Origin of the sequence: Methanoculleus oceani (assembly GCF_023702065.1) — an archaeon.
In the GTDB taxonomy this organism is placed as follows: Archaea; Halobacteriota; Methanomicrobia; order Methanomicrobiales; family Methanoculleaceae; genus Methanoculleus; species Methanoculleus oceani.
The window spans coordinates 232994-256596 of sequence record NZ_QFDM01000001.1 but is presented as its reverse complement, the minus strand read 5'-3'; the positions used below and the strand labels follow the sequence as shown (position 1 = coordinate 256596).

The window sequence follows — 23603 nt, the reverse complement described above, 5'->3', positions numbered from 1 at the left end:
CCTTATCCGACGATCTCCTGCACCCGCCCGACCTGTCCGTCCCGGAGCCGGACCTTGATCCCGTGAGGGTGGAAGGACGAGTTGGTCAGGATCTCGGCAACAACGCCGCGGGTGAGCTTCCCGATCCGCTGGTCGCGTTTGAGCACGATATCCACCGTCATGCCGGGACGGATGGCGGCCCGGTTCTGTCCGTTCATGACCAGAATGAGTGGGAGGTCACTCTTCCCCGTCGTTCTGTTCCGGCTCTGCCCCGTTCGGTCCCGGGACGGCGGTCTTCATCTGCGGGAAGAGGAGCACCTCTTTGATCGAGTCCTTGCCGGTGAGGAGCATCACCAGGCGGTCGATGCCGATGCCGACACCGCCCGTCGGGGGCATCCCGTAGCCGAGCGCGTTGATGAAGTCGTAGTCGATCATCTGCGCCTCGAGATCGCCCTTCCGGCGCTTCGCGTCCTGCTGTTCGAGCCGGGCCTTCTGGTCGAGGGGGTCGTTCAACTCCGAGAAGCCGTTCGCCATCTCCATCCCGGCGATGAAGAGTTCGAACCGCTCCGTCAGCCCCTCCTTCTCCCGGTGCTTCTTTGCAAGCGGCGAGTTCTCGATCGGGAAGTCGTAGACGAACGTCGGCTGGATGAGGTGCTTCTCACCGAAGTGCTCGAAGAAGAGCACCAGATACTCTCCCCGGGTCTCCGCGCTCTCGCAGCCCTCGACGCAGTGCTCAAGGCCGAACGCACGGAGTTCTTCGAGGCTCATGGCCTGGATGTCGATGCCGGCGTACTCCCGCACTGCCTCCTCCATCGAGAGGCGGCGCCAGGGGCGGGAGAAGTCCAGGTCGTGCCCGGCAAACGAGCAGGTGGTCGTCCCGAGAACCCTCTCCGCGAGGTGAGCGAGGATCTCCTCGGTGAGGTCCATCATGTCGTTGTAGTCCCGGTAGGCCTCGTAAATCTCGACCATCGAGAACTCGGGGTTGTGGTTGGTGTCGATATCCTCGTTCCTGAAGTTCTTCGCGATCTCAAAGACCTTGTCGAAACCGCCGACGACCAGACGCTTGAGGTAGAGCTCCGGCGCGATCCGGAGGTAGAGTTTCTGGTCGAGAGCGTTGTGGTGGGTGGTGAATGGCCGGGCGTTCGCGCCGCCGTAGATCGGCTGCAGGGTCGGCGTCTCGAACTCCAGGAAGTCTCGCTCGAAGAGGAACTGCCGCAGGAGCGATATGATCCTGCTCCGGGTCCGGAAGGTCTCGCGGCTCTCCTCGTTCATAATCAGGTCGAGGTAGCGCTGCCGGTAGCGGGTCTCGACGTTCTTGAGCCCGTGGAACTTCTCGGGGAGGGGACATACCGACTTTGTGAGGAGTTCGAACCGGTCGACCCAGATGGTGATCTCGCCCATCTTCGTCCGGAAGACGTGGCCGACGACGCCGACGATGTCGCCGGCGTCGACGTACTGTTTGAAGAGGTCGAACTGCTCCTCGCCGAGGTCGTTTTTGCGGAGGTAGAGTTGTATCCTGCCGGTCGAGTCCCCGATGTCCGCGAAGATCGTCTTGCCGTGCTGGCGGACGATGTAGATGCGGCCCGCGGTGCTGACCTCCTCCTCGCTCTTATCGTGCTCGATCGTGGAGAACCGTTCCTTGATCTCATCGACGGTATCCCTGCGGTCGAAGGTATAGGGGTAGATCGTCACCCCGCGCTCGCGCAGATCCTGTATCTTATCGATCTTTGCCGTGTCAAAACAGGTATGATCTATATCGCTCATTGTACAAATCGCTCCATTCGTCCTGCAGCCCGAGACCTGGCCGAAAACCCGGGTTCGCCGCCGTTCCGGTGAGGCCGGGCCGCACGCTCGCCGGGAAATTCTATATAATGTTCATCTTTGGGGGTATTAATTTTGAGTGGCGACGGGCGGGAGCGTAGCGAGCGGCCGGAGTTCGAGCACCGCTAGGTGCGAGTTGCGGACTGGCCGAGGAGCGGAGCTCGAGCACCGGCAGGTGCGAGTTGCGGACGGGCGGGAACAGAGTGCGACGGGCCGCAGGGCCGGAGCGGGAGCACCGCAGGTGAGCCCGGCGAACGGGCCGCAGACCCGCCCCCGGTCGCCACGGGTGATGCCACGATGGACAGTGGAATGAACGCTCCCCGGAGTCCGCCGGCGCCGGCGGTAAAACGCAATGCATAAGAAGGTTATACGAGTTATCGTCAATAGTGTGGGCATGGTGCAGGAGACGGGGAGAGAGATAGCGATAGAACAGCTTGCCGCCGTCATCGGCGAGTGCCGGAAATGCCCCCTCTGGGAGAACACCCATCATGCGGTTCCGGGGGACGGGAACCCCGGAGCCGACCTCATGCTGATCGGCGAAGCGCCGGGGAAGCAGGAAGACCTCACCGGGAGACCGTTCGTCGGCCGGGCGGGGAAACTCCTCGAGGGCCTCCTCGCAGGGCTCGGTCTCTCGCGGGACGACGTCTTCATCGCGAACATCGTCAAGCATCGGCCCCCCGGGAACCGCGACCCCCGGGACGAGGAGATCCGGGCGTGCACCCCGTATCTTGAGGAGCAGATCCGGCTCGTCGCGCCGAAGGTGATCGTGATGCTGGGCCGGCACTCGAGCAGGCACATCCTCTCCCTCCTGCCGGTCGAGTTCGACCGGATCACGGAGATCCGGGGGACCGTCTACCCGGGCCTCCTCTTCGGCCACCCGGTCCGCCTCATCCCCACCCTCCACCCCGCCGCCGCGCTCTACAACCCGGCATACCGGGGGGCCCTGGAAGAGGATTTCCGGGTCGTCGGGCGCGAACTTACGGGTATCGGGGGATCTGCGATACAGGACTGAAGGGCCATGGCAAAAGAGCGGTCATACGGTGCGGTCGTCGTCCGGCGGGATACGGATCTCCAGTACCTCATCCTGCAGTACGGGGCCGGGCACTGGGACCTGGTGAAGGGGCACGGCATGCGCGGCGAGAGCGAGGAGGAGACGGTGCTCCGCGAACTGGAGGAGGAGACCGGGATCACGCGAGCCACGTTCGTCCCCGGGTTTCGGGAGGAGGTCCACTACTTCTTCCAGCGCCGGGCGCACACGGTCTACAAGGAGGTCGTCTACTACCTGATCGAGACCCCGGAAGCGGAGGTGACACTCTCGGACGAACATATCGCCTATCAGTGGCTCCCGCACGACGAGGCGTTGCGCGCGATCACCTTCGCGAACTCCCGAAGGGTCGTCGCCGGGGCACACAAGCACCTGACGGCGCTGCGGGACCGGAAGGGTGAGTGACCCCGAAACACCCTCCTTACATTTTTCTGTCCTCCGGGAGTTCGCTCACCTCCTTCCCGAGGAAGTAACTCACGACGGTCCTGATGGCGACGAGCGCCCCGAGGATGGTCAGATCCTCGAGCGTCGGTTCGAGGATCGTCTTCAAGACATCGGCGGCAACGAAGAACTCGAGGCCGATCAGGATACGCGTGGTGAAGACCCACCGGATGTCGTGGTAACTCAGCGCTCTGACGCGTGTCTCCCGTGCCAGGAGCTCGACGATCGCGATCACCGCTCCGTAGACGATGAAGAGCGCCCCGAATGTTCCGAGGACTATCTCGGCGATCCCGATGAACGTTTCGAGCACCATATGCCCGGCGGGCATATCGGCGAGGGTGGACTTATACGTTACCCCGACCGCGGTTTTTCGCGGGCCCGGGCGCTGCCCGGGCTCTCAGGCGCTCTCCGGTTCCAGGGGGACGACGAAGCGGAACCCGTTGTATCGCTCGACAGTCACGGGAACGCCGTAGACCGCCTCGATGGTCTCCGGCGTCACCACGTCGGGGCCCCCCGCGGCGTGGATGACACCGTCTTTTAGGAGGATGAACCGGTCGGCGTAGCGGAGCGCCATGTTCAGGTCGTGCATCGTCATCACCGCGGCAACGTTGTGGTCCGTTGTCACTCGCCGGACGATCCCGAGGATCTCGAGCTGGTTTTTGAGGTCGAGGCTGCTCGTCGGTTCGTCGAGGAGCAGCACCCGGGGCTCCTGAACGAGCGCCCGGGCGATGCTCACCTTCTGGAGTTCCCCGCCGCTCATCTCGTCGATGTAGCGCAGCGTCAGGTCCTCGAGGTTGAGCATCCGGATCGCCACCTCGACGATCCGGATATCCGCCTCCGTCACGTCCCACCCGATATGCGGCCGGCGCCCGAGGAGGACGGCGTCGAAGACGGTCATCCGGCCGGCCTCACACCGTTGCGGAACGTAGCCGACCTTGCGGGCGATCTCCATCCGGTCTGCGGTGAGGAGGTCCGCCCCCTCGATGAGGACCGACCCGGTCTTCGGCCGCAGGATGGCGTTCATGCATTTTAAGAGCGTCGTCTTTCCGACGCCGTTCGGCCCCAGGATCGCGAGGATCTGGTGCGGCGAGAGGTCGAACGTGATATCCCGGATGACCGGAACGCTCCGGTAATTGAACGCCACGCCGGCGACGTCGAGGATCATCGCCGGTACCCCCTGAGAAGCAGGTAGATGAAGACCGGTGCGCCCAGGAATGCCGTGAGCACGGCGACGGGGAGGATGTACGGCGCCACGATGACCCGGGCGACGGTATCCGAGGCGAGGAGGAGGATCCCGCCCATCACGCAGGACCCCGGGATCAGGTAGCGCTGGTCGTCGCCGATGAGTCTCCTCACCATGTGCGGACAGACCAGGCCCACGAACCCGATGACCCCGAGGAACGAGACGATCACGGCGGATACGAGGGCCGCGACGACCATTCCGATATCACGCACCGCTTCGACGCTGACCCCGAGCCCTTTTGCGGTCTCGTCGCCGGCGTCGATCGCGTTGTAGTTCCAGCGGTTCGCGATGAAGTAGAGGCAGGCCGCTACCGTGACGAGGGCCATGATCCCGAGTTCCTGCCAGCTGGCCCGGCCGACGTCGCCGAACGTCCAGAAGACGACTGCGGCGAGCTGGGTATCGTCGGCGAAGTACTGCAGAAACATCGTCCCCGCCGTGAAGAGGGAGGAGAGGGCGACGCCGGCGAGCACCATCACCTCGGGAGACGCCCCGCGTATCCGGGAGATGAGCAGGATCACGGCTGTCGCGAGGAGACAGAAGATGAACGCCACCATCGTCGTCAGGTAGGGGTTGTTCAGGGTGACGGCGTTAGCGACCGAAGAGTGCATCTCTCCCGCGCCGAGGAGGATGACCGAGACGGCCGCCCCGAATGCGCCGGCGTTCGAGATGCCGAGCGTAAACGGCGACCCGAGCGGGTTTCGGAGGATCGACTGCATGGCGACTCCCGCCACCGAGAGCCCGACCCCGGCGACGATCGCGGCAAGTGCCTGTGGGAGGCGGATGTTCCAGACGATCAGGTCTGTGCTGGATACGGTGAGAGCGGTGCCAGGGTGGAGGAGCACGTTGATCCGGTCGATGGTGCCGTTCACGAGGGAGAGAAAGACGTCGTACGGGGGAATGCTGACCGCACCAACCGAAATTGATACGATCAGGAGGAGAAAGAGGAGGACTGCCCCGCCAAGTATCCAGAGATTCTTCTTCCGCACATATCCCAGGTATTCCGCAGGGATGGCCCCGTCTGCAAAGTGCATCTCTTCATACCCTCCTGCTCAAGCCCCGCATTACAGCGGGATCGCGGTGAACCCGAGACTCCTGTACTCACTGTTGTGTTCCTCAAAGAGCGGTTTGCCGACAAAGAACGTATAGATCTCGTCCGCTTTCTCTTCCGGATCGACATCGGCGAACCGGTCGGGATACAGGGTCTTCCCGATGAAGTAGGCATCGGCAAGCACGGTCTCGTAGTTCACGTTGTAGAAGTTATAGGAGAGAACACCGTAAACTCTGCCTTCCTTCGAGGCAGAGAGGCCCTGGAGTGCGGGGTCGGTCTTCAGCTCGCCGATTGCCCCGTCGTTCTCCATCTGGATCGTGCCGGCGTCGATGAAGATGTATTCGGGATCCCAGTCGACGAGCGCCTCTTTCGCGACATCGGCGTGAGCCGTGCCGAGACCTGCCGCGACGTTCTTCGCATGCACCCAGAGGAACGGCGGATAGGCCGGTTCGGTGGAGATGATGCCGTGGGCGCCCGCCGAGGAGACACCGCCGATGTAGACCGCTTTCTGTTCAGCCTCGGGAATGTCGCCGGTCCGGGCCTCGAGATCGGCTATCGTCGCCTCGATGTAGGCGATCACCTCTTCGGCCCGGTCCTCTTTCCCGAGAACCTTGCCCATTGCGCGGAGGCCGGCGTACATCTCGGTTTTCTCGGCGTCGTTCCGAAGGGAGCCGTAGGGGAAGGCCACGACCGGGATGCCGGTCTTCCCCTGGAGTTTGTCGGCCTCGGCGGCACTGGTCCCGTATGATGTGCCGGTGGACCCGGTCTTGAAGATGACCTGGGGGCCTATGCCGAGGATCTTCTCGGGGTCGTCCTTGCCCCTGAGTTCACCGATCAGGGGGAGGTCCTTGAACTGCGACCCGCAAGCGAGGGCATAAGGCCGGCCTTCCATCACCTGCTCTTTCTTCTCCTGGTCGTCGACGCCGACGGCGAGGTCCTGGCTCTGCAGGTAGACGAGGTAACGGAGACCTCCGGAGCCCGAGCAGACCACACTCTCCGGGGGCGACGGGACGGTGACCGTCCGCTCAAACCCGTCGGTGATCGTGACGGTCTGGCTGGTGTTGCCCTGGGCGACGGTCGAATCGGTCCCGGTGCCGGTACACCCGGCGGCGAGCATAAGTACAACGAGGGCCGCAAGCAGCCCGGCGTATCGGCATAGAGGCATACTAATACCAATAATAGTAACACTGTTTATTATAGTTAACGGAATAAGACCTACCTGGTATGACGCAGTTTTGATTCGTGTTACTTCACCGACAGTCGGTCGTACTGGTCCACGACCCCGAAGTCCGGCGGACCCTTCCGGGCTCACGGGGTCCGAACGCCGTATGCCGCCTTTATCGCGCTCTCCGACGGAAACCGGGCCCGTTCCCACGAGATGGATAACTATTATGGCCGACCGGACTAATCCCTGGAACGGGACACCGGTCATGCACGACCGGCCTACAATGAGGGATATGCATGCCGGAGAGAATGCTAACCGAATCTGAGGGATACCGCCTGCTGGACTCGTGCGGGATACCGGTGCCGCCCCATCACCTCGCCACCAGCGCCGGCGATGCACGGGCGGCCGCCGGGCGGATAGGCTACCCCGTCGTCATGAAGATCATCTCGCCGGAGATCATCCATAAAAGCGATGTCGGCGGAGTCATCACCGGGATCGAGGGACCGGATGATGCCGAGGAGGCGTTCGGGGCCATCATGAGGAACAGTGCCGCCAGGGCCCCGGAAGCGGCGGTCACCGGCATCATCGTCGAGAAACAGATGCCCGGGGGGCTCGAGGTGCTGATCGGCGGGAAGACCGACCCGTCGTTCGGGAAAGTCATCACGTTCGGCCTCGGAGGGAAACTGGTGGAACTCCTCGAAGATGTCTCCATCCGGGTACTGCCCGTCACCGAAGACGAGATCCGCGAGATGATCCACGAGATAGAGGGTTACCGGCTCATCCGGGGATACCGGGGGGAGCCCCCGAAGGACGAGGAGGCCCTCGTCCGGATCATCGCGGCGATGGCACGCATCTTCGTCGAGGACCCACGGATCCGGGAGTTCGACCTGAACCCGGTCATCGTCTATGAAGAAGGAGCCAGCGTCGTCGATGCGAGGATCATCGTCGGGGATACCGCCGGAGGCGGTGCCGCCCGCCTCAGTATCCGGGCGCCCCAGGATCTTTTCTATCCGAAATCCATTGCGGTGATAGGCGCATCCGCAAGCCCGAACAAGGTGGGCTACTCCGTCCTCCGGAATCTCCTATCCTTTCCCGGGGACCTCTATCCGGTCAACCCGGCACGGGCGGAACTCTTCGGGCGCAAGGCCTACGCCTCTGTGAAGGAGATCCCGGGCCCGGTCGACTGGGTGGTCATCGCCGTGCCGGCCCGTCTCGTCCCGGGGGTGATGGAGGAGTGCGGTGAGAAGGGCGTCCGGCTCGCGATCATCGTCACCGCCGGGTTCCGCGAGATCGGCGGTGACGGCGCGGCCCTCGAGGAGGAGGTCACGACGATCGCGCGCAGGCACTCTATCCGGATCATCGGTCCGAACTGCCTCGGGATCATGATGCCGCACCAGTGGATCAACGCCACGTTCGACCCGGTCTCACCGAGGCCCGGGGGCGTGGCCTTCATCTCCCAGAGCGGCGCGATCATCACCACCGTCGTCGACTGGAGCCTCCCTGAAGAGTTCGGGTTCTCTGCCGTCGTCTCGGTGGGCAATCAGGCGGACCTCGGGTTTGAACATTACCTCCGGTTTGCCGAGCAGGACGAAAAGACCCGGTCGGTCACCCTGTACGTCGAGGAGATCCTGGACGGACGCGGGTTTGCCCAGATCGTGCGTGAGGTTGCCGGGAGAAAGCCGGTGGTGGCGGTGAAGTCCGGGTCGTCCCTGAAGGGCAAGGCTGCGGCATCATCCCACACCGGCTCGCTTGCCGGGAGTTACGATGTGTATGTCGCGGCGTTCAAGCAGGCGGGGGTGATACCGGCCCGGAGCCTTCGGGACGCCTTCAACCTGGCGGAGCTCCTGGCGTCCGAGGGCTACCCGCAGGGAAAACGGGCGATTGCCATCACCAGTGCGGGAGGGTTCGCCGTCCTCTCTTCCGACTACGCCGAGACGCACGGGGTCGATATGGTCGACCTCCCGGACGACGTGCTTCGCGAGTTGAACGCGTTCCTGCCGCCGTACTGGAACCACGCAAACCCGATGGATATCCTCGGTGATGCCGACGCCACCCGGTTCGCCGCCCTCTTCGACGTGCTGATCCGGCACCAGGACTTCTGGGACATCGCGTTCGTGATCGCCGTGCCGACCACGCTCGTCGATCCGGCGCACGTTGCAAACGAGATCGTCCGGTTCTCCCGGAACACGGAGAAGATGGTGGTGGGCTGTATGCTTGGCGGCGACAGTATCAGGAGCGGCCTGCGCATCCTCCGGGGTTGCCGGATCCCGAACTTCTCGGAACTTGAAGATGCGTTCAAGGCGGTGGGAAGCATCCTCGAGGTCAGGGCCACCCGGCAGGGTAAGCAGTCCCACCTTCCCCGTGCCGACCGGTGTCCGGGCGACGGATGGTAACGTCCGTCCCGCTCTCCGCATTCCCCCGGAAACCTTTTATATGCCCTTCCCGTATTCCCGCACATCGGAACGGGAAACGGAACCCGTTCCCCGGGGAGATGGATACGGATGCTGTTTGAGAAGATAAAATCCGAGATACTTGCTCACAATTCATACGTCATCGGGTCGGGCGGGGAGGCGGCGGTCATCGATCCGCGTCGCGACTGCCTGATCTACGGGAGCATCGCCGGGCGCGAGAACATGAAGATCACGAAGATCTTTGAGACGCATAAGAACGAGGACTATGTCATCGGCTCCCGGGAGCTCGCCCGTCCGACCGGGGCGGAGATCCTGCACGGGGCACGGGAGGCGTTCGGGTTCGGCACCGGCGTCCGGGAAGGGGAGACGTTCATGATCGGATCGCTCGAGATCGAGGTCCTGGAGACGCCCGGCCATACCGTGGAGAGCATATCGCTCCTGCTCCGCGACCGGTCCGTCTCCGACGACCCGTTGATGGTCTTTACCGGCGATGCGCTCTTTGCCGGCGATGTCGGGAGAACCGATCTTGCCGGCGAAGACCTGCGGCGGGAGATGTCCGAGATGCTTTATGCGAGCCTGCACGAGAAGATTCTCCCGCTTCCCGACGGGGTGATCGTCTGCCCCGCCCATGGCGCCGGTTCGGTCTGCGGCGGGAATATCAGCGACCGGGAGTACACGACCATCGGTTTTGAAAAGGCAACCAACCGGCTGCTCTCCATGGAGAGAGAAGAGTTCGTCGAGTCTAAGGTGAACGAACGGCTCTACGAGCCGCCGTATTTTACGATGATGCGGAAACTCAACCGGGAAGGCCCGCCCCTGATCTACAACCTCCCGCACCTGCGGGCCTATTCGGCCAGGGAGATCCGCTTTCTCCTGGACAAGAAGGCGCAGATCGTCGATATCCGGTCCCCGACGAGTTTCGCCGGGGGGCATATCCCCGGGACCCTCAACATCTGGCGGCAGGGCCTCCCCCTCTACATGGGCTACTACCTGAATTACGAGGACCCGATCGTTCTCGTGGACGACTTCAACCTGGATCTGGACCGCGTGGTGCGCCACTTCGTGCGGCTCGGCTACGACAACATCGCGGGATACCTCGCCGGCGGGTTTGCGGCCTGGTTCCGGCAGGGCGAGGAGATCGAGCGGGCCGGCACCTGGTCCCCCACCGACCTCGCGGAGCACCTGGACGACCCGTCGGTCTGGATCCTCGACGTCAGGAACGTCAACCACCGGGAGGAGGACGGCCACATCGCGGGCTCCCACCACATCTACGTCGGGCACCTCGAAGAGCACCTGGCGGAGATCCCCGAGGAGAAGCAGATCGTCGTCCACTGCGACGTCGGGTTCAAGGGGAGCCTTGCCGCGAGCATCCTCGAGAAGCACGGCTTTCGGAACGTCACGAACCTGCTCGGCGGCACTGTCGGCTGGGCAGCGGCGAACTATCCGCTTCTCAAGGACTGACTCATAGGTGTGGCGGTTGGTCCGCGGGGTTCTGGCCGGCAGACCCCCTCCCTCTATTATGAGCGTCACAGGGGGATCGGTTCGGTTGGTTGTGTCTCCCCATCTACGACCCATCGCCCTGCACTGCCCGCCCCCCCGCGGCGGGGGCGGAACGACTTCCCCTGCGGGGAAGGAGTTTGAACACCGTCAGGTGCGAGTGAGGAGGCGCGAAGCGCCGGGCGGTGGGGGTCGTTTGAGGGGTGACGCAAGACCGCCCTCCGTGCGAGGAGCACGGTACTGAGCATGGCACGACGAGCACTTCCCGGCAGACGCCATGAGCGAAGGGAGGTGAGGCTCGTGGGACGGAACGGAGCACCGAAGGTGCGGGCTTCGGCCGACCGGAGGGAGTGTGGTCTGCCGGTTGAGGGTCTAAAGTTAATGGCCTTTTCTCTCAACGTGATACATCACAGTAAAAACGCTGAGATGGGAGAGTTAACACGGAACAAAGAGGATTGGATTGTGTCTCGTTCAATCCATCCATTTGCTTTACATTTTCCATGCTTTTCGCACTTCCGGCAATGGATCGCTTTTACAGATCTCTTTCCATTTGTCGAGCACTGTCGGCACACCGTTGTTATGAGCAGTGCAATATTTGTGAAGTGCATGCGCTAAAACTGCCGAATACCGCCGTATGTCTGGTTTTTCGTTAAGAGGTATAGATATCGGCTGATCCCAACGTGCATCGCTCTCATGTTCGTGCGCAAGGTCTGTCTCAACGAGAAGATATTCTAGTCCAATATAGAGTTCCTGCAGTTGCTTTTGAGAAAAAGTACCTGGACAGCCTTCCACAGTTGCTGCGGCGATATTCAGGGCCATATCCAGTTCGGGTTGTCGACGAGTAGATATCTTATGCACCAATTCATTCAGTAAGTCTTCTGGGGGTGACAAACAGTTTTCGTTTCTGCTACAGCAGATCCAGTGATAAATTCCAATCAGCGCATCATGCACTTTAGAAGGGTTTGGCGAAATGATCCCCTCCCGCAACAGAGCAGTTACCCGTTCATAATAACTAGAGTCTATCAAAAGAACAAAAGGATAGGCTGAAAGGACATTAACCCCCAGATCTTCCATCTCAGGTAACAGTTGGAGTTTGAGTTTCTCTGCCTGGTCTTTACGCAGTTGGTGAATATTAGGTAATATTACAGCGTTGAGTAATCTGACAAGCCCAGAAAATTGCGAATGGAGCGAGTCCAGAGTGTATGGTTCCAAATTTTTGCTGGGATCACCTAAGAGTTCCTTTAGATCATCCCACACTTCTTCGACTTTGAGGAGCAAAGCAGATCGTTCATCAGGAGTCCAATCAATGTACTTGCCGTCCTCACAGGTATGGGGACATGTTCTTGGTGGAGATGCACTTTCCCACTCACTTAGGTAGTTTGAGAGATTGTTTGAAACATGTGCTGTTACACCTATTTGTTTACCATCTGGTGCAAATTTGCGGACGATTATCCTAGGGATCGGTATTGAGGATAAGTAGTTTCTAAATTTCTCTTTTGCATCGCCGTTTTCAATTTGAGGGAGCCTGAAGAATGCTGATTTGAGGAATGACGTTTGACCTGGAAGGCTTGTATTTGGATCAATTCTATCCCACATAGCCTCGGCAAATTCCTTTTCTTCCGCCTCATCAAGCGCTCTGGTATTGATTAGGAAAACTAATCGCAAGAGCGCGCGTGACCTGGCCTCGTTATCCTCCAGCTTTGCAATTCGTATTAGTCTCGCTATCTGTATTTTGATTACGTTTTGATCGAGATTTTCGGGAATGGTAACATTTTTCCCGAGGTTGATGTATTCAAACGGTTCGATCCAATGCCCTACGATTGCAGGGCGGTAGTTGTCTTCATTTACTATAGGAAGTGATAGCAACTGTGGGAGTAATAATAAAATTTGATCATCTGTCATTGTGTGAAAGATTCTCTGGAATAAGTGCTTGATACCATCGTGCAACGCAGGATCGCGATAAAAAACAGGGCTTTTGTACATCTCGCTTGTTGTTTCTAGTAACTGTGACAGTTCTGACGGTGAAAATCTAATACAAAGTCTGGAGAGGAGTTCAGAGAGTGTTATGGTCTGTCGATATGGAAAAGATGGCTTAGTTCGATGGTTAATGGAAGGATTTTCGATTAAGTATTTTACTGATTTTTGGAGGGAATTGAATAATAACGAACGATATGCATCTACCTGTTCTTGGCTGAGAGCAGCAATATATGCGCGGTTAAACCGCGTATTTACATGGTCATTTTTCCGTGACCGAATTAATGCGTTTAAAGACCAATAAGGTGCAAGGTCTTCGATAGCGTTCGACGCATTGGCAATTTCCTCTGAGTAGACTGAGACAAATCCACACATCATCGGCATGCCTGCATCCTCATACAGTCTCAAAAAGGAAAATGCTGAAAGATACCTATCAAAGTCTTGACCTGAGAAGAGATGCATTGTATTCGTCACTGTACCGGGATCAAAGTCTCTTTTCCTTTCAAACCGTGGGACGGATGCTGGTGTAGGAGTACTAACGCCCGTTTTCAACCATTCAATATCAGGCAGAGGGCTACACCGGTAATATCCCAATCGCTCCCATCGATTATGGAATTCCTCAGTAAGGGTGTCATCGAGAGGCCATAGGTTGCTATGACTAATCAGATGCAACAAATTCATCGTCCAACCCTCTTGCGAGAGTAAGGCATAGTCGTCAACATTAGATTGTAAGTGGGAGCGAAGTTGGGTTAGTGTATCATGCAATATCCGCTCCGCGTCGGCCAATTCTCCTAACTCTGCAAGAATCGCAGCGCGTTTAACTGCAAGATGAGGGATATCGTAATCTTCTGGCCATGTTTCGAGAATCTCGTGAACCTGATCCTGGTTGAATTTGAAAAGATTGTACAATGAGTCTTCGTAGTAATATCTGATTTTCCATTCCTTTTTCAATTCACTTACTTTTTCCAGCCAACCCATCCACTGTTGGTGTTCATTCTCATTGAAGAACTCACGCGTTTGCCTTGCCATAGCAAAGGCGAGATAAACCCAACTTTCGCCGATCCGTTTCCAATTAAGTTCTCTTACTTCCTCAACGTCTGGCCTATATTCTGCCTCATCCTGATGAATGATCTGGGGGTATGGATTTATTGAGATCAATAACTTCCTTAAGGCCTCAGCAACCCTACCATAGGGTGGGACAAGGGCTTTATCAAGCCTCCAGATCAGTTCAAAGAGCAAGTAGAGATTCTCAGGGAAATCGAGAGATCCAATCGAATTTACGATAGGGTTTATCCAGCCATGAGTATAATTCCAAATCACCGCACGATTCTCACTGGGAGTAACAACCCAACCCGGATAGTGAAGTCTCTGTTCGTGCCATCTCTTAGACAGTTCGATGAGACCCTCTGGAGAGATTTTATTATCCTTAGAACTCGCTGGCCCCAAGTTAGGTAGAGGGGGCGTACCCGGTGGAAGTTGGGGAATAAAACTGCTACTGAGTTTGGGTTGTGGAACCCTTGTGGGTTTAGGCCATCTTAACTTATTTTGAGGCTCACCAAGTTTTAACGTCCACAAAAACCATTCCATAGCACATCGGTGCCTTTCATCAGAGTCTGGCCACTCAGTACGAGGGAATAATGGTGCAAGATCGATCATCTTGACGCCGTTATTCTCATACCTATCTCTGTCAAGTTGGTTCGCGTCTAGAACCCCGCACAGATAGATTGGGGGAGCATATCCTCCTAGATACTTTCTAACCCACTCGACCCATCTGACGAAATTTGGATCATCTCCAGAAAAACCAATCAAGCAAAAGATATTTTCCATTACTGATTGTTGAACCAAATTTGTAAACGGAGCAAAATTTTTAGGGTAGTCGTCATAGTCCTTTTGGGTTATAATAAACGGGAAGTTTGACGGGAAACTTCCATGCAATTTGATTATTCGTGGTTTCATTTTAGTAGGGATCTGGTTAATATTCTCGATCGTATCGTATTTTTTATCAAATATTCTTGGAAGTGTTCGCTCTAGCAAGGTGTCATAGTTTGTGGTGAAAACATCTGACCACGGTAATGATAGTAGGAGTTCATGCAGGTTTCCAGGAGAATACTTATTGTCAGGTGTACTTTCGAGTAAAAGATTGTTTAAAGCCAATCTCCCAAATTTGGCCTCATACTCGGACGCATATTTAACGGCAGCCACTCCGGAAACCGGACGGGTGCTTCCCAATGTAGGTTCGTTCCATTGGGGGTTGAGGGCATCATAAAATATTCTTCCGAGGTCGCTCCAAAGAGGAAAGGGAGGGGTAGTTTGTGAGAATCTTTCGGCGTTCCGGCTGAATCCGCTACCGACCATCACTGCGGCTTTGCCATATTCTCTTCCGCTCCACAGGTATTTCCGAATTTGCTCAATGTGGATTTGATCATCTAAAAGGAGATTACCGTGCATGTGCCCCCTCCACAACCGCCACCTCCTCCTCCGCGAGCCCGTATAGCTCATACACCAGCCGATCGATCTGCCGGTCTGTAGCATCGATCATCCCGGCGAGCACCTCCTTCTCGTGCGGAGCCTTCGCCGCCGCGAGGCGCTTGTTCAGGTCGAGCATCTTCTCGACGAGGGCGACCATGCGGTCGTGGCGGGCGACGTCGGCGGGGTCGGAGGGGTCGATGGGGTGGATGGGGAAGGTCTGAACAACGACTGCCGCCGGCATAAAGAACCCCCCTCGTAGTTTAGGGAGTAAAATCTCAAAGAGGAATGTGGTGAGTTTGCTGTTTAGTATGCCCAACAAGTACTTATCATCTTTTGGAATCGCGAAACACTTGTTGTTGGGATAGAGTCTTTCAGCATCTATTGTGAACTCAGGTCTTTGGCATATCTCAGGATAGAGTATCTTCGTTTTTTCGAATACGTAGTAGTATTCACAAGCACGGAGTTCCCACCAGTAATCACCTTTATCATAGCGTTTTTCTGCCTCCTTTGCATAAGGTTCCAGGTAATTGGCGATTGCGGGCACATTTTCTTTTAACCAGAGCCATTTATTCCGGTACCCCTCGGAATTGAGATCCGTCCAGCCTTTTTCAAATAAGATCAGGAACTGCGAATTCTTGAGTGGACTATAGCGCTTAATTTCTTTTCCAGCGAGATATGGCTTGATGAATGGGGCACTTCTTGGATCTTCGCTAATCAAACGCTGCTTTGTACTTCCATCGATGACAAATGCTTTGTTGAGGCCGGTTTTCACTCCCCAGTATATTTTCCCGTGAATGTAATCCGCGAGTGAAACCCCGACCGCTTGAAGTTTATTTAATAAGTCGCGAGATTTTGCATCGATGAGTGACCAGCCTGAATTCTCCAATGAACGCAGGATCACTGGGAAACGCTTCTCGCTTACATACTGTATGAGATCGCTGAAGTCGAGCGAATCGACATTTGCCGCCTTGAAACTTGAACGTGGTTCCCCGGTCGATACCCGCACGATGCACGGGTACGTTGTGGCGTTCTGGAAGACCGGCAGATCCCCGAAGTCCACGATCTCCTCGATCCGCTTCTCCTTCAGCCACTGCCTGAGCGACTTCCCGTAGTTCGCCCGCATCCACTTATTCGCCACGATGTAGGCGAACTGCCCGCCCGGCCGGAGGAGCGAGACTCCCTTCTCGATGAAGTAGGTGTAAAGATCGGCGACGCCGTGGTAGACCGCGTAGTGTTTCTTCGCGTAGTCTTTGAACTCCCGCCCGAGGATCTCCTGGCGCACATACGGCGGGTTCCCGATCACCGCATCGAACCCGCCCGCTTGCATGATGCCCGGGAACGCCCGGTTCCAGTCGAAGGCGTTGATCCGGAAGATCGCCTCCTCGTCGTCGAGGGTCATCTGCACGTCGTTGTAGATCTCCGGGCCGATCAGCGAGTTGCCGCACTTGATATTGTTATGGAGTGACGGCAGCACCCGCTCCCCCGTGATCGTCAGCTGCTTCCCGATCCGCTCGGACTTCTCGCCCTCCAGCACCTTGAGGAGGAGCGAGAGTTTCGTCACCTCCACCGCCTGCGGGTCGATGTCCACGCCGTAGATGTTGTTGAGGAGGATCCGTTTCTTCTCCTCCGTCGTCAGCCGCCAGTCGGTATCGGTCGCCTGGTAGACCGGGAGGATGTACTCGTCCCCCCGCCTCTTCTTCCCGCGGCCGCTTTTTGCCGGCGCAGGTTTTACCGGGAGAAGTGCCAGCACCGCCTGGTCGGTCATCTTCTTCCCGCTCGCGAGCAGCGGGACCAGGTTGTCCATGTACCACGCAAGGTGCCAGTCGAGGAGGTACTGGTAGGCGCCGAGGAGGAACGACCCCGAACCGCAGGCCGGGTCGAGGACGTGGAGGCCGGCGACCGCCTTCGGGTCCTTCCCCTCGACCAGATTCCCGACGGTCTGCTTCACGATGTACTCCACGATGTAGGTCGGCGTGTAGAAGACCCCGCCCGCCTTCTTCACCTCCGGCTTCTCCTCGACCTTCGCCTGATGCCCGGCCGTCAGGCGGATGACCTTCCCCAGGAACTGCTCGTAGACCTGGCCGAGAATATCCGCGGGGAAGACCGAGAACTCGTAGGGCGAGTCCGGGTAATAGAGGTGGCCGATGATCTGCTTGAGCACCTTGTCGTCGATGGAGAGGGAGAGCGTCAGATTGTCCGGGTCTTCGCGGCCAACCTCCGCGGAGAAGTGGAACAGCCCGGAGTTGTACCGGTCGTCCGCGTACCGGAAGATCGCCTTCAACTGCTCGTAGACGTCTTTCCCGGCGGCGATTCTCTTCAGCTGCCCGTACTCCTCGATTCCGCGGTCCTCACAGATCCGCAGGAAGATGATCCGGTCGATCGTCTTCTGCACCGCCGCGTTCAGTTCCCGGACCGAGAGGTCTTTGTTCCGGAGCGCGATGTTCTTTGCGAGGATGTCCCGCCACCCTTCGATCTCCGCGAGGAAGGCGTCGTCGATACCGGCGGTGCCCTTCCCGCCCTTCTTCAATTTCAGGCTCTCGACGTAGTCGTCATACCCGCCGGTCAGGATGCCCTGCTTGGAGAAGATCGCCGCGATCTCGTCCCATTTCTCGATATAGTCAGTGTATCGGTAGTAGCCGATCCGTTTCATCGACGCCTTATCTTTCGGGGAAGGCTTCGCCGTGCAGTCGTAGACGATGAGCTCCTCGAAGTCCGTGAGCAGGCTGACCGACAGCTTCGCGCTCCAGGCGTACCGGCGCACCTGATAAGCGGGCTCCGGGTTTTCCTTGAGGTTGACGGCGGGTTTCTTCGCCTCGACGAAGAACTTCCGCATACCCCCGATCCGGAACGAGTAGTCTGGCGCCTTGGTGGACGTCTCCACCTTCACCGTATCCTCGTGAATCACGTCCTTGTAACGCTCATCGAGCCCCGAGCGGTTGTTCACATCCCAGCCGAGGGCCTCAAAGAAAGGATCGATGAACTCCTTTCTGACCTGGAACTCGTTGTAGGACTGTGACGTATACTTTGCATAATACTGGTCGAACCGCTTGACCAGATCGACGATCTCGGGCGGGGCGGGCATGGCTATCAATGGAATATGGAAAGGAGGCAGGCATTAGGGTTTGCATTTATTCACGCTGCCCGGAGGAGCGGGATATTGATTTTATTGTCAGCTAGAATCCGCCGGCTCCAGTACCATCTTTATTCCGCTCACCGGGCTGCACCCACCGGGAGATCCTCCGGCTCCGGCAGAACTCCCCACAAAATTCTCCGGGGCACAAAGCCGCCACTTCCCCCGCAGTTTCTCACGTCAGCGGGGGGCGGTCCGTCCGATCGCCCAGGTACCGGACGTCGTGGAGGCTGGTTTCGGAAAGAATGAGATCCCGGTTGGCGATGATGTGGCGGTAATCCCCGGTGTAGAGCACCATGCCGTTGATCGTTGCGGCGACGTGGTGGGCGTCGAGGAGCACCTCGCAGTCGTCATAGTCAGCGATGACCGCACTGAACCGGTTCCAGATCTCGCGGTAGGGTTCCGTTCGCGCATGGATGGTCAGCATCTTCCGATCCTCGAGGACGGAACCCCGCCGCCGGCAGAGTTCTTCATACTGCTCTTTCACCGCTGCGAGTGTATCCAGAGCCGCTCCCGGCTGCTCGCAGCAGAGTCCGGCAACATTCCGGAGAAGCGGGACGGTTCGCCACCCGCCGGTCTCGGCCTCGGCAAGAAGGGTGTCCGTCGAGCCGCCCCGTTTCAGGTGTGCAACCGCCCGCCGGAACTCACGGACGATCACGTGCTGAATGGTGTGGCACCGGCCTCCCGTCCCGTCACCGAAACACTCGGCCCAGACTCCCGTGCTGGAATGGTTCGGCTCCGGATCGTCGAAGACATCCGCAGCCTCGTTCCCCCAGGTGTCGGCGACGTGAAAGTAGTACCCGATAAGGACGTTACTGTCGAGAAAATAGGGCAGGCTACCTCCTCCCTGCCGGAGACTCGCTGCACGCGAGATCGCGGGAGATGCGCATCGCCATATCGACGAGAGCCGAGACCTCGCCGTCGGAATCCGGGGGGAGAGAGGGTGGAATATCGCGGGCGATCGCGTCCCGCTCGATATTGAAGCGCCGCTCCGCGGTGTCGCAGAACTCTTTCAACTGCTCCTCTTTATACGCAACCGGGATCATCTTCGTCGCGATGACGTGCGAGACGAAACAGAGGGCATCGCAGCCTCCGGCCGCAAGCGTGGGGGCGTGCAAGGGATTGTGGCGGAGCGTTGAGCGGTATGCGTCGTCCCACGCCAGGTATGCGTCGTAGAAGATCTCAAGGGCGGGCAACGGATACGCCGCGATGAAGTGGTCTAAGATCTCTTCGACGGTGGCAATCCGCTCTGCCTTCAGGGGGTGGAGCGCACCGGCAACCTCCGAGGAGAGGGGGAGGATTCCCGTACAGAACGTGCGCTCGAAGCCGTCGGCGTGCAGGCCGCAATACTCCAAGTATGCAAGCTCGTTCGGATTCAACTGGAAGCGCTCAAGCGGGATCTCCTCACCGTCAGAAAACTCCTTCCAGAGACGGAACTGATGGGTTACGTCGCTTATGCGGTCTGCCTTTTGAAACTTCATCCACTGAAGCACGGTCCGGAGAAGCACCCACTCGTAGGGCGTAAACAGCGAGAGATCCGCATGGACCTTAGGGCGGTATACGTAGGGTTCATAGCTCCTGCTCCGGGAACGGCCGCCCGACGTCCGCCTTCCCGGGTACGCCTTTGTTGTCGGTGCCTTTACGTCAAAATATGCGTTCGATTCGGACGTTAGTTCGAACGCCGCAGCCTCGGCAGGACCTTTGGGCATGCGAATGTAGGTCGTCCCGCAGAGCGTTGTTCCTCTCTGATTGTAGTAGATGAGGTCCACGAAGAAGATGAACTTCAGGAGCTTCGTCCGGCCGATGCGGCGGTCGTGCTCCACTGCGTACAGCAACGCATTGATCAACTTCTGCTTCCGCATCCCATCACCTCGACCCTGAAGCTTCCGCTATAAGCGGGGAAACAAGTCTGTATGTGTGCGTATTACAGGTACTAAAAGATAACCCTTTCTGAAAGTGGGTTTCATCATCGCACCTTCGGTGCTCGAACTCCAGACCTTCGGCCCGTCGCTAATCGCAGATATGCGTCTGCGCCCCCGCTTCGTTGCGGGTCATCGCTGAGTCCCACCCGACCCCGTCTCCTCCCACCCGATACAGACCCTGACCGGCACCCTGCCTTCAAGCGAAGCCGCAACCGGCGAGCGCCGGTAGCCATGATGCACGAGTTCCTCGATCTTCTCCCGCGGTGCATCGGCATCCACCCGGACGGTCAGGCGGATCTCCTCGAGACCCGGCCGGACGTCGTCGGAGACTTCGAGGAACCTCCTGAGGTCGAGGTCGCCCGCAACATCGATCTCGATCGAATCGACCTCGATCCCGTCTTCAGCCGCGCTGTAGGCGATAGAGGTCGCGATACAGGCACAAAGACCCGTCAGCACCAGTTCCGTCGGGCTTGCTCCCCGGTCGGTCCCGCCGAGGACGACCGGTTCGTCGGCCGGAATGGCGAAGTTCCGGACGATCGTGGTGGAATGCGCACCGCCGTTCCAGCTCGTGATGCCGGAGAGGGTTCTCCTGCCCGCCGCCGCATCCTTCCGCACCACCTCCTTGAGGGCGTTCACCCTCTCCATATCGACCCCGTTGCGCATCATCGTACCAGGCCTCTCACCGGGCTGCAGCACCCGCCGGCGTATCTCTCGCCGGACGGGCACCGGAATCCTGCTATCAGACGATCGGCTCCGGCGACTTTCCCGTCGACTTCATGAGCCGCAGCATCTCGTCTGGATCGGTCGTCGGGATGTCGCAGGCGTAGTTGGTGCAGACGTAGGCCGTCGCTTTCCCGCCGACAGTCACGATATCCCGGGTAAACCCGGCTATCTCCGCAATCTCCGGGCTCTCCTCTTCGGAAGGGCGGAAGATGACGATGGCGTCGGGTGCGTAGTGCGACCGGACGGCGCTGATCATCGTTTTCGTATCTGCCGCGCCGGGAGCACCGGATATGATCACCTCGAAGTTCGGCCCCAGCATGAACTCGAGGCCGGTGAGGAAGTGGGAGTAGGCGGTAGGGGATTCGCGGACGGTACCGGCGAAAGCCTGCCGCATCCGGTTCGTCGTCTCCTCGAGTTCGAGATTCGCCGTCATCCGGCCGAGAGCGAAGAGGGCGTACATGGCCACGCTGTTGCCGGAGGGTATCGCCCCGTCGTAGGCCGGTTTCTGGCGGACGGGAACGTCGCTATCATCCGGCACAAAGAAGAACCCCCCATGGGTGCAGTCCCAGTAGCGGGCGACGAGATCGCGGGAGAGTTCGGTGGCGGCCCGGAGGTAGCCTGGAGAGAACGACGCCTCGTAGACCTCGATGAGCGCCCAGATCATGAACGCGTAATCGTCGAGGGTCGCGGCGAGACCGGCCTCGCCGTTCCGGTAACGGTGGAGGAGCCGCCCGTCCGGCCGGCGAAGACTGGTGAGGACGAACGCGGCTCCCCTCTCCGCTGCCGCGAGGTAATCCGGTTCGTCGAATACCCGGGCTGCTTTGGCGAGAGCAGCGATCATGAGAGCGTTCCAGTCGGTGAGGATCTTGTCGTCCTTTCCCGGGCGGACCCGCTCCTCCCTGGCTGCAAAGAGCTTCTGCCGGGAACTCTCCACGAACCAGGCCAGGTCTTCTTCCGAGGTCGAGAAGACGTGGACCCATGAAGCCAGAGGGCGACGCAGCCGAAGGATGTTTTTGCCGGTCCTCCTCTCGCCGGGCTGCTCCCGGTAGTTACCCGGCTCCGTGACGCCGAAGATTCGGGAGAACCGCTCCCCGTCCTCCTCCCCGAGAACCCCGAGGATCTCATCCTTCGTCCAGACGTAGAACTTCCCCTCCTCGCCCTCGCTGTCCGCGTCCTCCGCCGAGTAGAAACCGCCGCCCGGATCGGTCATCTCCCGCAGGACGTAGGCGATCGTCTCCCGGGCGGTTCGGGCAAACTCTTCTCTCCCCGTCGCAAGGTAGGCCTCCGTATACGCTACGACGAGAAGTGCCTGGTCATAAAGCATCTTCTCGAAGTGCGGGACGAACCATTCTGCATCCGTCGAGTAGCGGTGGAACCCGTAGCCGATCTGGTCGAAGATTCCACCCCGCCGCATAGCGTGCAGCGTCTTCTCGACCATCGAGTACGCCGGCTCCTTCCCGGTCCGGTTCCCGTACCGAAGCAGGAATATGAGGTTATGCGGGGTCGGGAACTTGGGCGCATCCCCGAACCCGCCGTTCTCCCCGTCGAAGACCCGGAAGAAGGTGTCGTAGGCCTCATCGAGGATCGCCTCCGAGAGCTCGCCCTCCCCCGGTGGGGTGCGGGCGGCGTTCTGCAGCGATTCCAGCACCTGGTTCCCTGCGTTCTCGAGTTCCTGTCGCTGGCCCTGCCAGATCTTGCTGATCCGGGGGATGAGGTCTAAGAGACCGGTCATCCCGTAGCGGCTCTCTTTGGGGATGTAACTCGCTGCAAAGAACGGTTTCTGGTCGGCGGTCATGAAGATGGTGAGCGGCCATCCTCCGGCCCCGGTCAGTGCCTGGGCGGCCGCCATGTAGACCTGATCGATATCCGGCCGCTCCTCGCGGTCCACCTTGATGCAGATGAAGACGTCGTTTAAGAGGTTCGCGACCTGCGGGTCTGCAAACGACTCTTCCTCCATGACGTGGCACCAGTGGCAGGCCGAGTAGCCGATGGAGAGGAATACCGGTTTCCCCTCCTCCCGCGCCCGGAGAAAAGCCTCTTCACCCCAGGGATACCAATCGACGGGGTTATGGGCATGCTGGAGTAAATACGGGCTCTGTTCGTTGATCAGACGATTCGGTGGCGATTTCTCCCGCACCGGTGCTCCTGGTGCCTCCGGGTTGTGTCCGTGTGCCGGGTTCATACCCTGACGTGCTGATGCAGGCTAATAAAGGTGACTCTTCGCGGTGGAGGGGTGCTTCCGGAAGAACCACCACTCCTTTCACTGCCGGGGAGAAGCGTACCCGGCGGTGCCCCGTAATAAAAAAGGGAAGAAACCCCGGTTGCAGGCCGCTTCACTCTGCGATGGGGATCTCTTTCGTCTCCTCCGCGACCGGCTGGATATAAGGGACATCCACGGCAAGCAGACCGTTTCTGAAGGTCGCCTTCGCCTTGTTGGTATCGACGGGACAGCCGATCGCGTACGTACCGACGTAGCGAACGTCGCCGCGAGCTGCATCGATGGAAAAACTGGTCTCCTGCATCTTAAACGTGATGTCTTTCTTCTCGACGCCTGGTAGTTCTATCTCGATATGAAGATTCTCTTCGCTCTCATCCGAGTAAGCACAGACATAGGGTGCGACTCTCAACGCTGCCATCTCATAACCTCCTCGATGGCAGCAGAGGTGCGAGAGTGCTATTTAACGTTTACCTCCCATCACGGTCCGGCCGGAGCGCGGCACGCAACCGGCCATCCT

General features: G+C 58.9%; 17 protein-coding genes. 4 read left to right on the top strand and 13 right to left on the bottom strand.

Going from position 1 to position 23603, the window contains the following annotated elements; translation table 11 throughout:
- Nucleotides 1-2: 2 nt before the first annotated feature.
- Nucleotides 3-197, bottom strand: a complete 195-nt coding sequence (locus tag DIC75_RS01310) for a YwbE family protein (RefSeq protein ID WP_250986213.1) — start codon at nt 195-197, stop codon at nt 3-5.
- 19 nt (nt 198-216) lie between these two features.
- On the bottom strand, nt 217-1743 hold the full coding sequence (lysS, locus tag DIC75_RS01305; protein ID WP_250986212.1) for a lysine--tRNA ligase: 1527 nt from the start codon (nt 1741-1743) through the stop codon (nt 217-219).
- A 451-nt stretch (nt 1744-2194) separates the two neighbouring features.
- Here lysS and udg point away from each other — a divergent pair, with 451 nt between their 5' ends.
- Together udg and DIC75_RS01295 are read left to right on the top strand one after the other, a co-directional pair.
- Nucleotides 2195-2812, top strand: coding sequence for a type-4 uracil-DNA glycosylase (gene udg, locus DIC75_RS01300; RefSeq protein WP_250986211.1), 618 nt, complete (start codon nt 2195-2197; stop codon nt 2810-2812).
- Nucleotides 2813-2818: 6 nt separating this feature from the next.
- Nucleotides 2819-3250 carry a bis(5'-nucleosyl)-tetraphosphatase gene (locus DIC75_RS01295; protein ID WP_250986210.1) on the top strand — a complete coding sequence of 144 codons (432 nt, stop codon included), beginning with the start codon at nt 2819-2821 and terminating at the stop codon, nt 3248-3250.
- A 16-nt stretch (nt 3251-3266) separates the two neighbouring features.
- Here the strand turns inward: DIC75_RS01295 and DIC75_RS01290 are convergent, their stop codons facing one another.
- From DIC75_RS01290 to DIC75_RS01275, 4 genes are all read right to left on the bottom strand, one after another.
- On the bottom strand, nt 3267-3614 hold the full coding sequence (locus DIC75_RS01290; RefSeq protein WP_250986209.1) for a DUF1622 domain-containing protein: 348 nt from the start codon (nt 3612-3614) through the stop codon (nt 3267-3269).
- Nucleotides 3615-3683: 69 nt separating this feature from the next.
- The gene (locus DIC75_RS01285) at nt 3684-4451 is read right to left on the bottom strand and encodes an ABC transporter ATP-binding protein (protein WP_250986208.1); all 768 of its coding nucleotides are present in this window, start codon (nt 4449-4451) and stop codon (nt 3684-3686) included.
- Nucleotides 4448-5560, bottom strand: a complete 1113-nt coding sequence (locus DIC75_RS01280; protein ID WP_250986207.1) for a FecCD family ABC transporter permease — start codon at nt 5558-5560, stop codon at nt 4448-4450. Before DIC75_RS01280 ends, DIC75_RS01285 begins: the two co-directional genes overlap by 4 nt.
- A gap of 30 nt (nt 5561-5590) precedes the next feature.
- Complete coding sequence (locus DIC75_RS01275) at nt 5591-6742, bottom strand: iron ABC transporter substrate-binding protein (RefSeq protein ID WP_250986206.1); 1152 nt, start codon at nt 6740-6742, stop codon at nt 5591-5593.
- A 308-nt stretch (nt 6743-7050) separates the two neighbouring features.
- On the opposite strand from DIC75_RS01275, the gene DIC75_RS01270 reads away from it, so the two are divergent.
- Both DIC75_RS01270 and DIC75_RS01265 read left to right on the top strand, forming a co-directional pair.
- A complete protein-coding gene (locus tag DIC75_RS01270) occupies nt 7051-9135 on the top strand; it encodes an acetate--CoA ligase family protein (protein WP_352151371.1) in 2085 nt (694 codons plus the stop codon).
- A gap of 108 nt (nt 9136-9243) precedes the next feature.
- The gene (locus DIC75_RS01265; protein ID WP_250986204.1) at nt 9244-10614 is read left to right on the top strand and encodes an MBL fold metallo-hydrolase; all 1371 of its coding nucleotides are present in this window, start codon (nt 9244-9246) and stop codon (nt 10612-10614) included.
- 525 nt (nt 10615-11139) lie between these two features.
- On the opposite strand, the gene DIC75_RS01260 is transcribed toward DIC75_RS01265, so the two are convergent.
- The 7 genes from DIC75_RS01260 to DIC75_RS01230 all read right to left on the bottom strand — a co-directional run bounded on the left by DIC75_RS01260 (nt 11140) and on the right by DIC75_RS01230 (nt 23504).
- Nucleotides 11140-15072 (bottom strand): SIR2 family protein, encoded by a 3933-nt coding sequence (locus DIC75_RS01260; protein ID WP_250986203.1) that lies wholly within the window; start codon nt 15070-15072, stop codon nt 11140-11142.
- On the bottom strand, nt 15062-18175 hold the full coding sequence (locus DIC75_RS01255) for an Eco57I restriction-modification methylase domain-containing protein (RefSeq protein ID WP_250986202.1): 3114 nt from the start codon (nt 18173-18175) through the stop codon (nt 15062-15064). Before DIC75_RS01255 ends, DIC75_RS01260 begins: the two co-directional genes overlap by 11 nt.
- Before the next feature lie 223 nt (nt 18176-18398).
- Entirely contained in the window at nt 18399-18881 is a 483-nt protein-coding gene (locus DIC75_RS01250; RefSeq protein ID WP_250986201.1) for a hypothetical protein, read from the bottom strand.
- Between the two features lie 178 nt (nt 18882-19059).
- Entirely contained in the window at nt 19060-20085 is a 1026-nt protein-coding gene (locus DIC75_RS01245; RefSeq protein ID WP_250986200.1) for a type II toxin-antitoxin system antitoxin SocA domain-containing protein, read from the bottom strand.
- Between the two features lie 189 nt (nt 20086-20274).
- Complete coding sequence (locus DIC75_RS01240) at nt 20275-20811, bottom strand: OsmC family protein (RefSeq protein WP_250986199.1); 537 nt, start codon at nt 20809-20811, stop codon at nt 20275-20277.
- A 73-nt stretch (nt 20812-20884) separates the two neighbouring features.
- Nucleotides 20885-23005, bottom strand: coding sequence for a thioredoxin domain-containing protein (locus DIC75_RS01235; protein WP_250986198.1), 2121 nt, complete (start codon nt 23003-23005; stop codon nt 20885-20887).
- A gap of 196 nt (nt 23006-23201) precedes the next feature.
- On the bottom strand, nt 23202-23504 hold the full coding sequence (locus DIC75_RS01230; RefSeq protein WP_250986197.1) for an Hsp20/alpha crystallin family protein: 303 nt from the start codon (nt 23502-23504) through the stop codon (nt 23202-23204).
- Between the last annotated feature and the right edge of the window lie 99 nt (nt 23505-23603).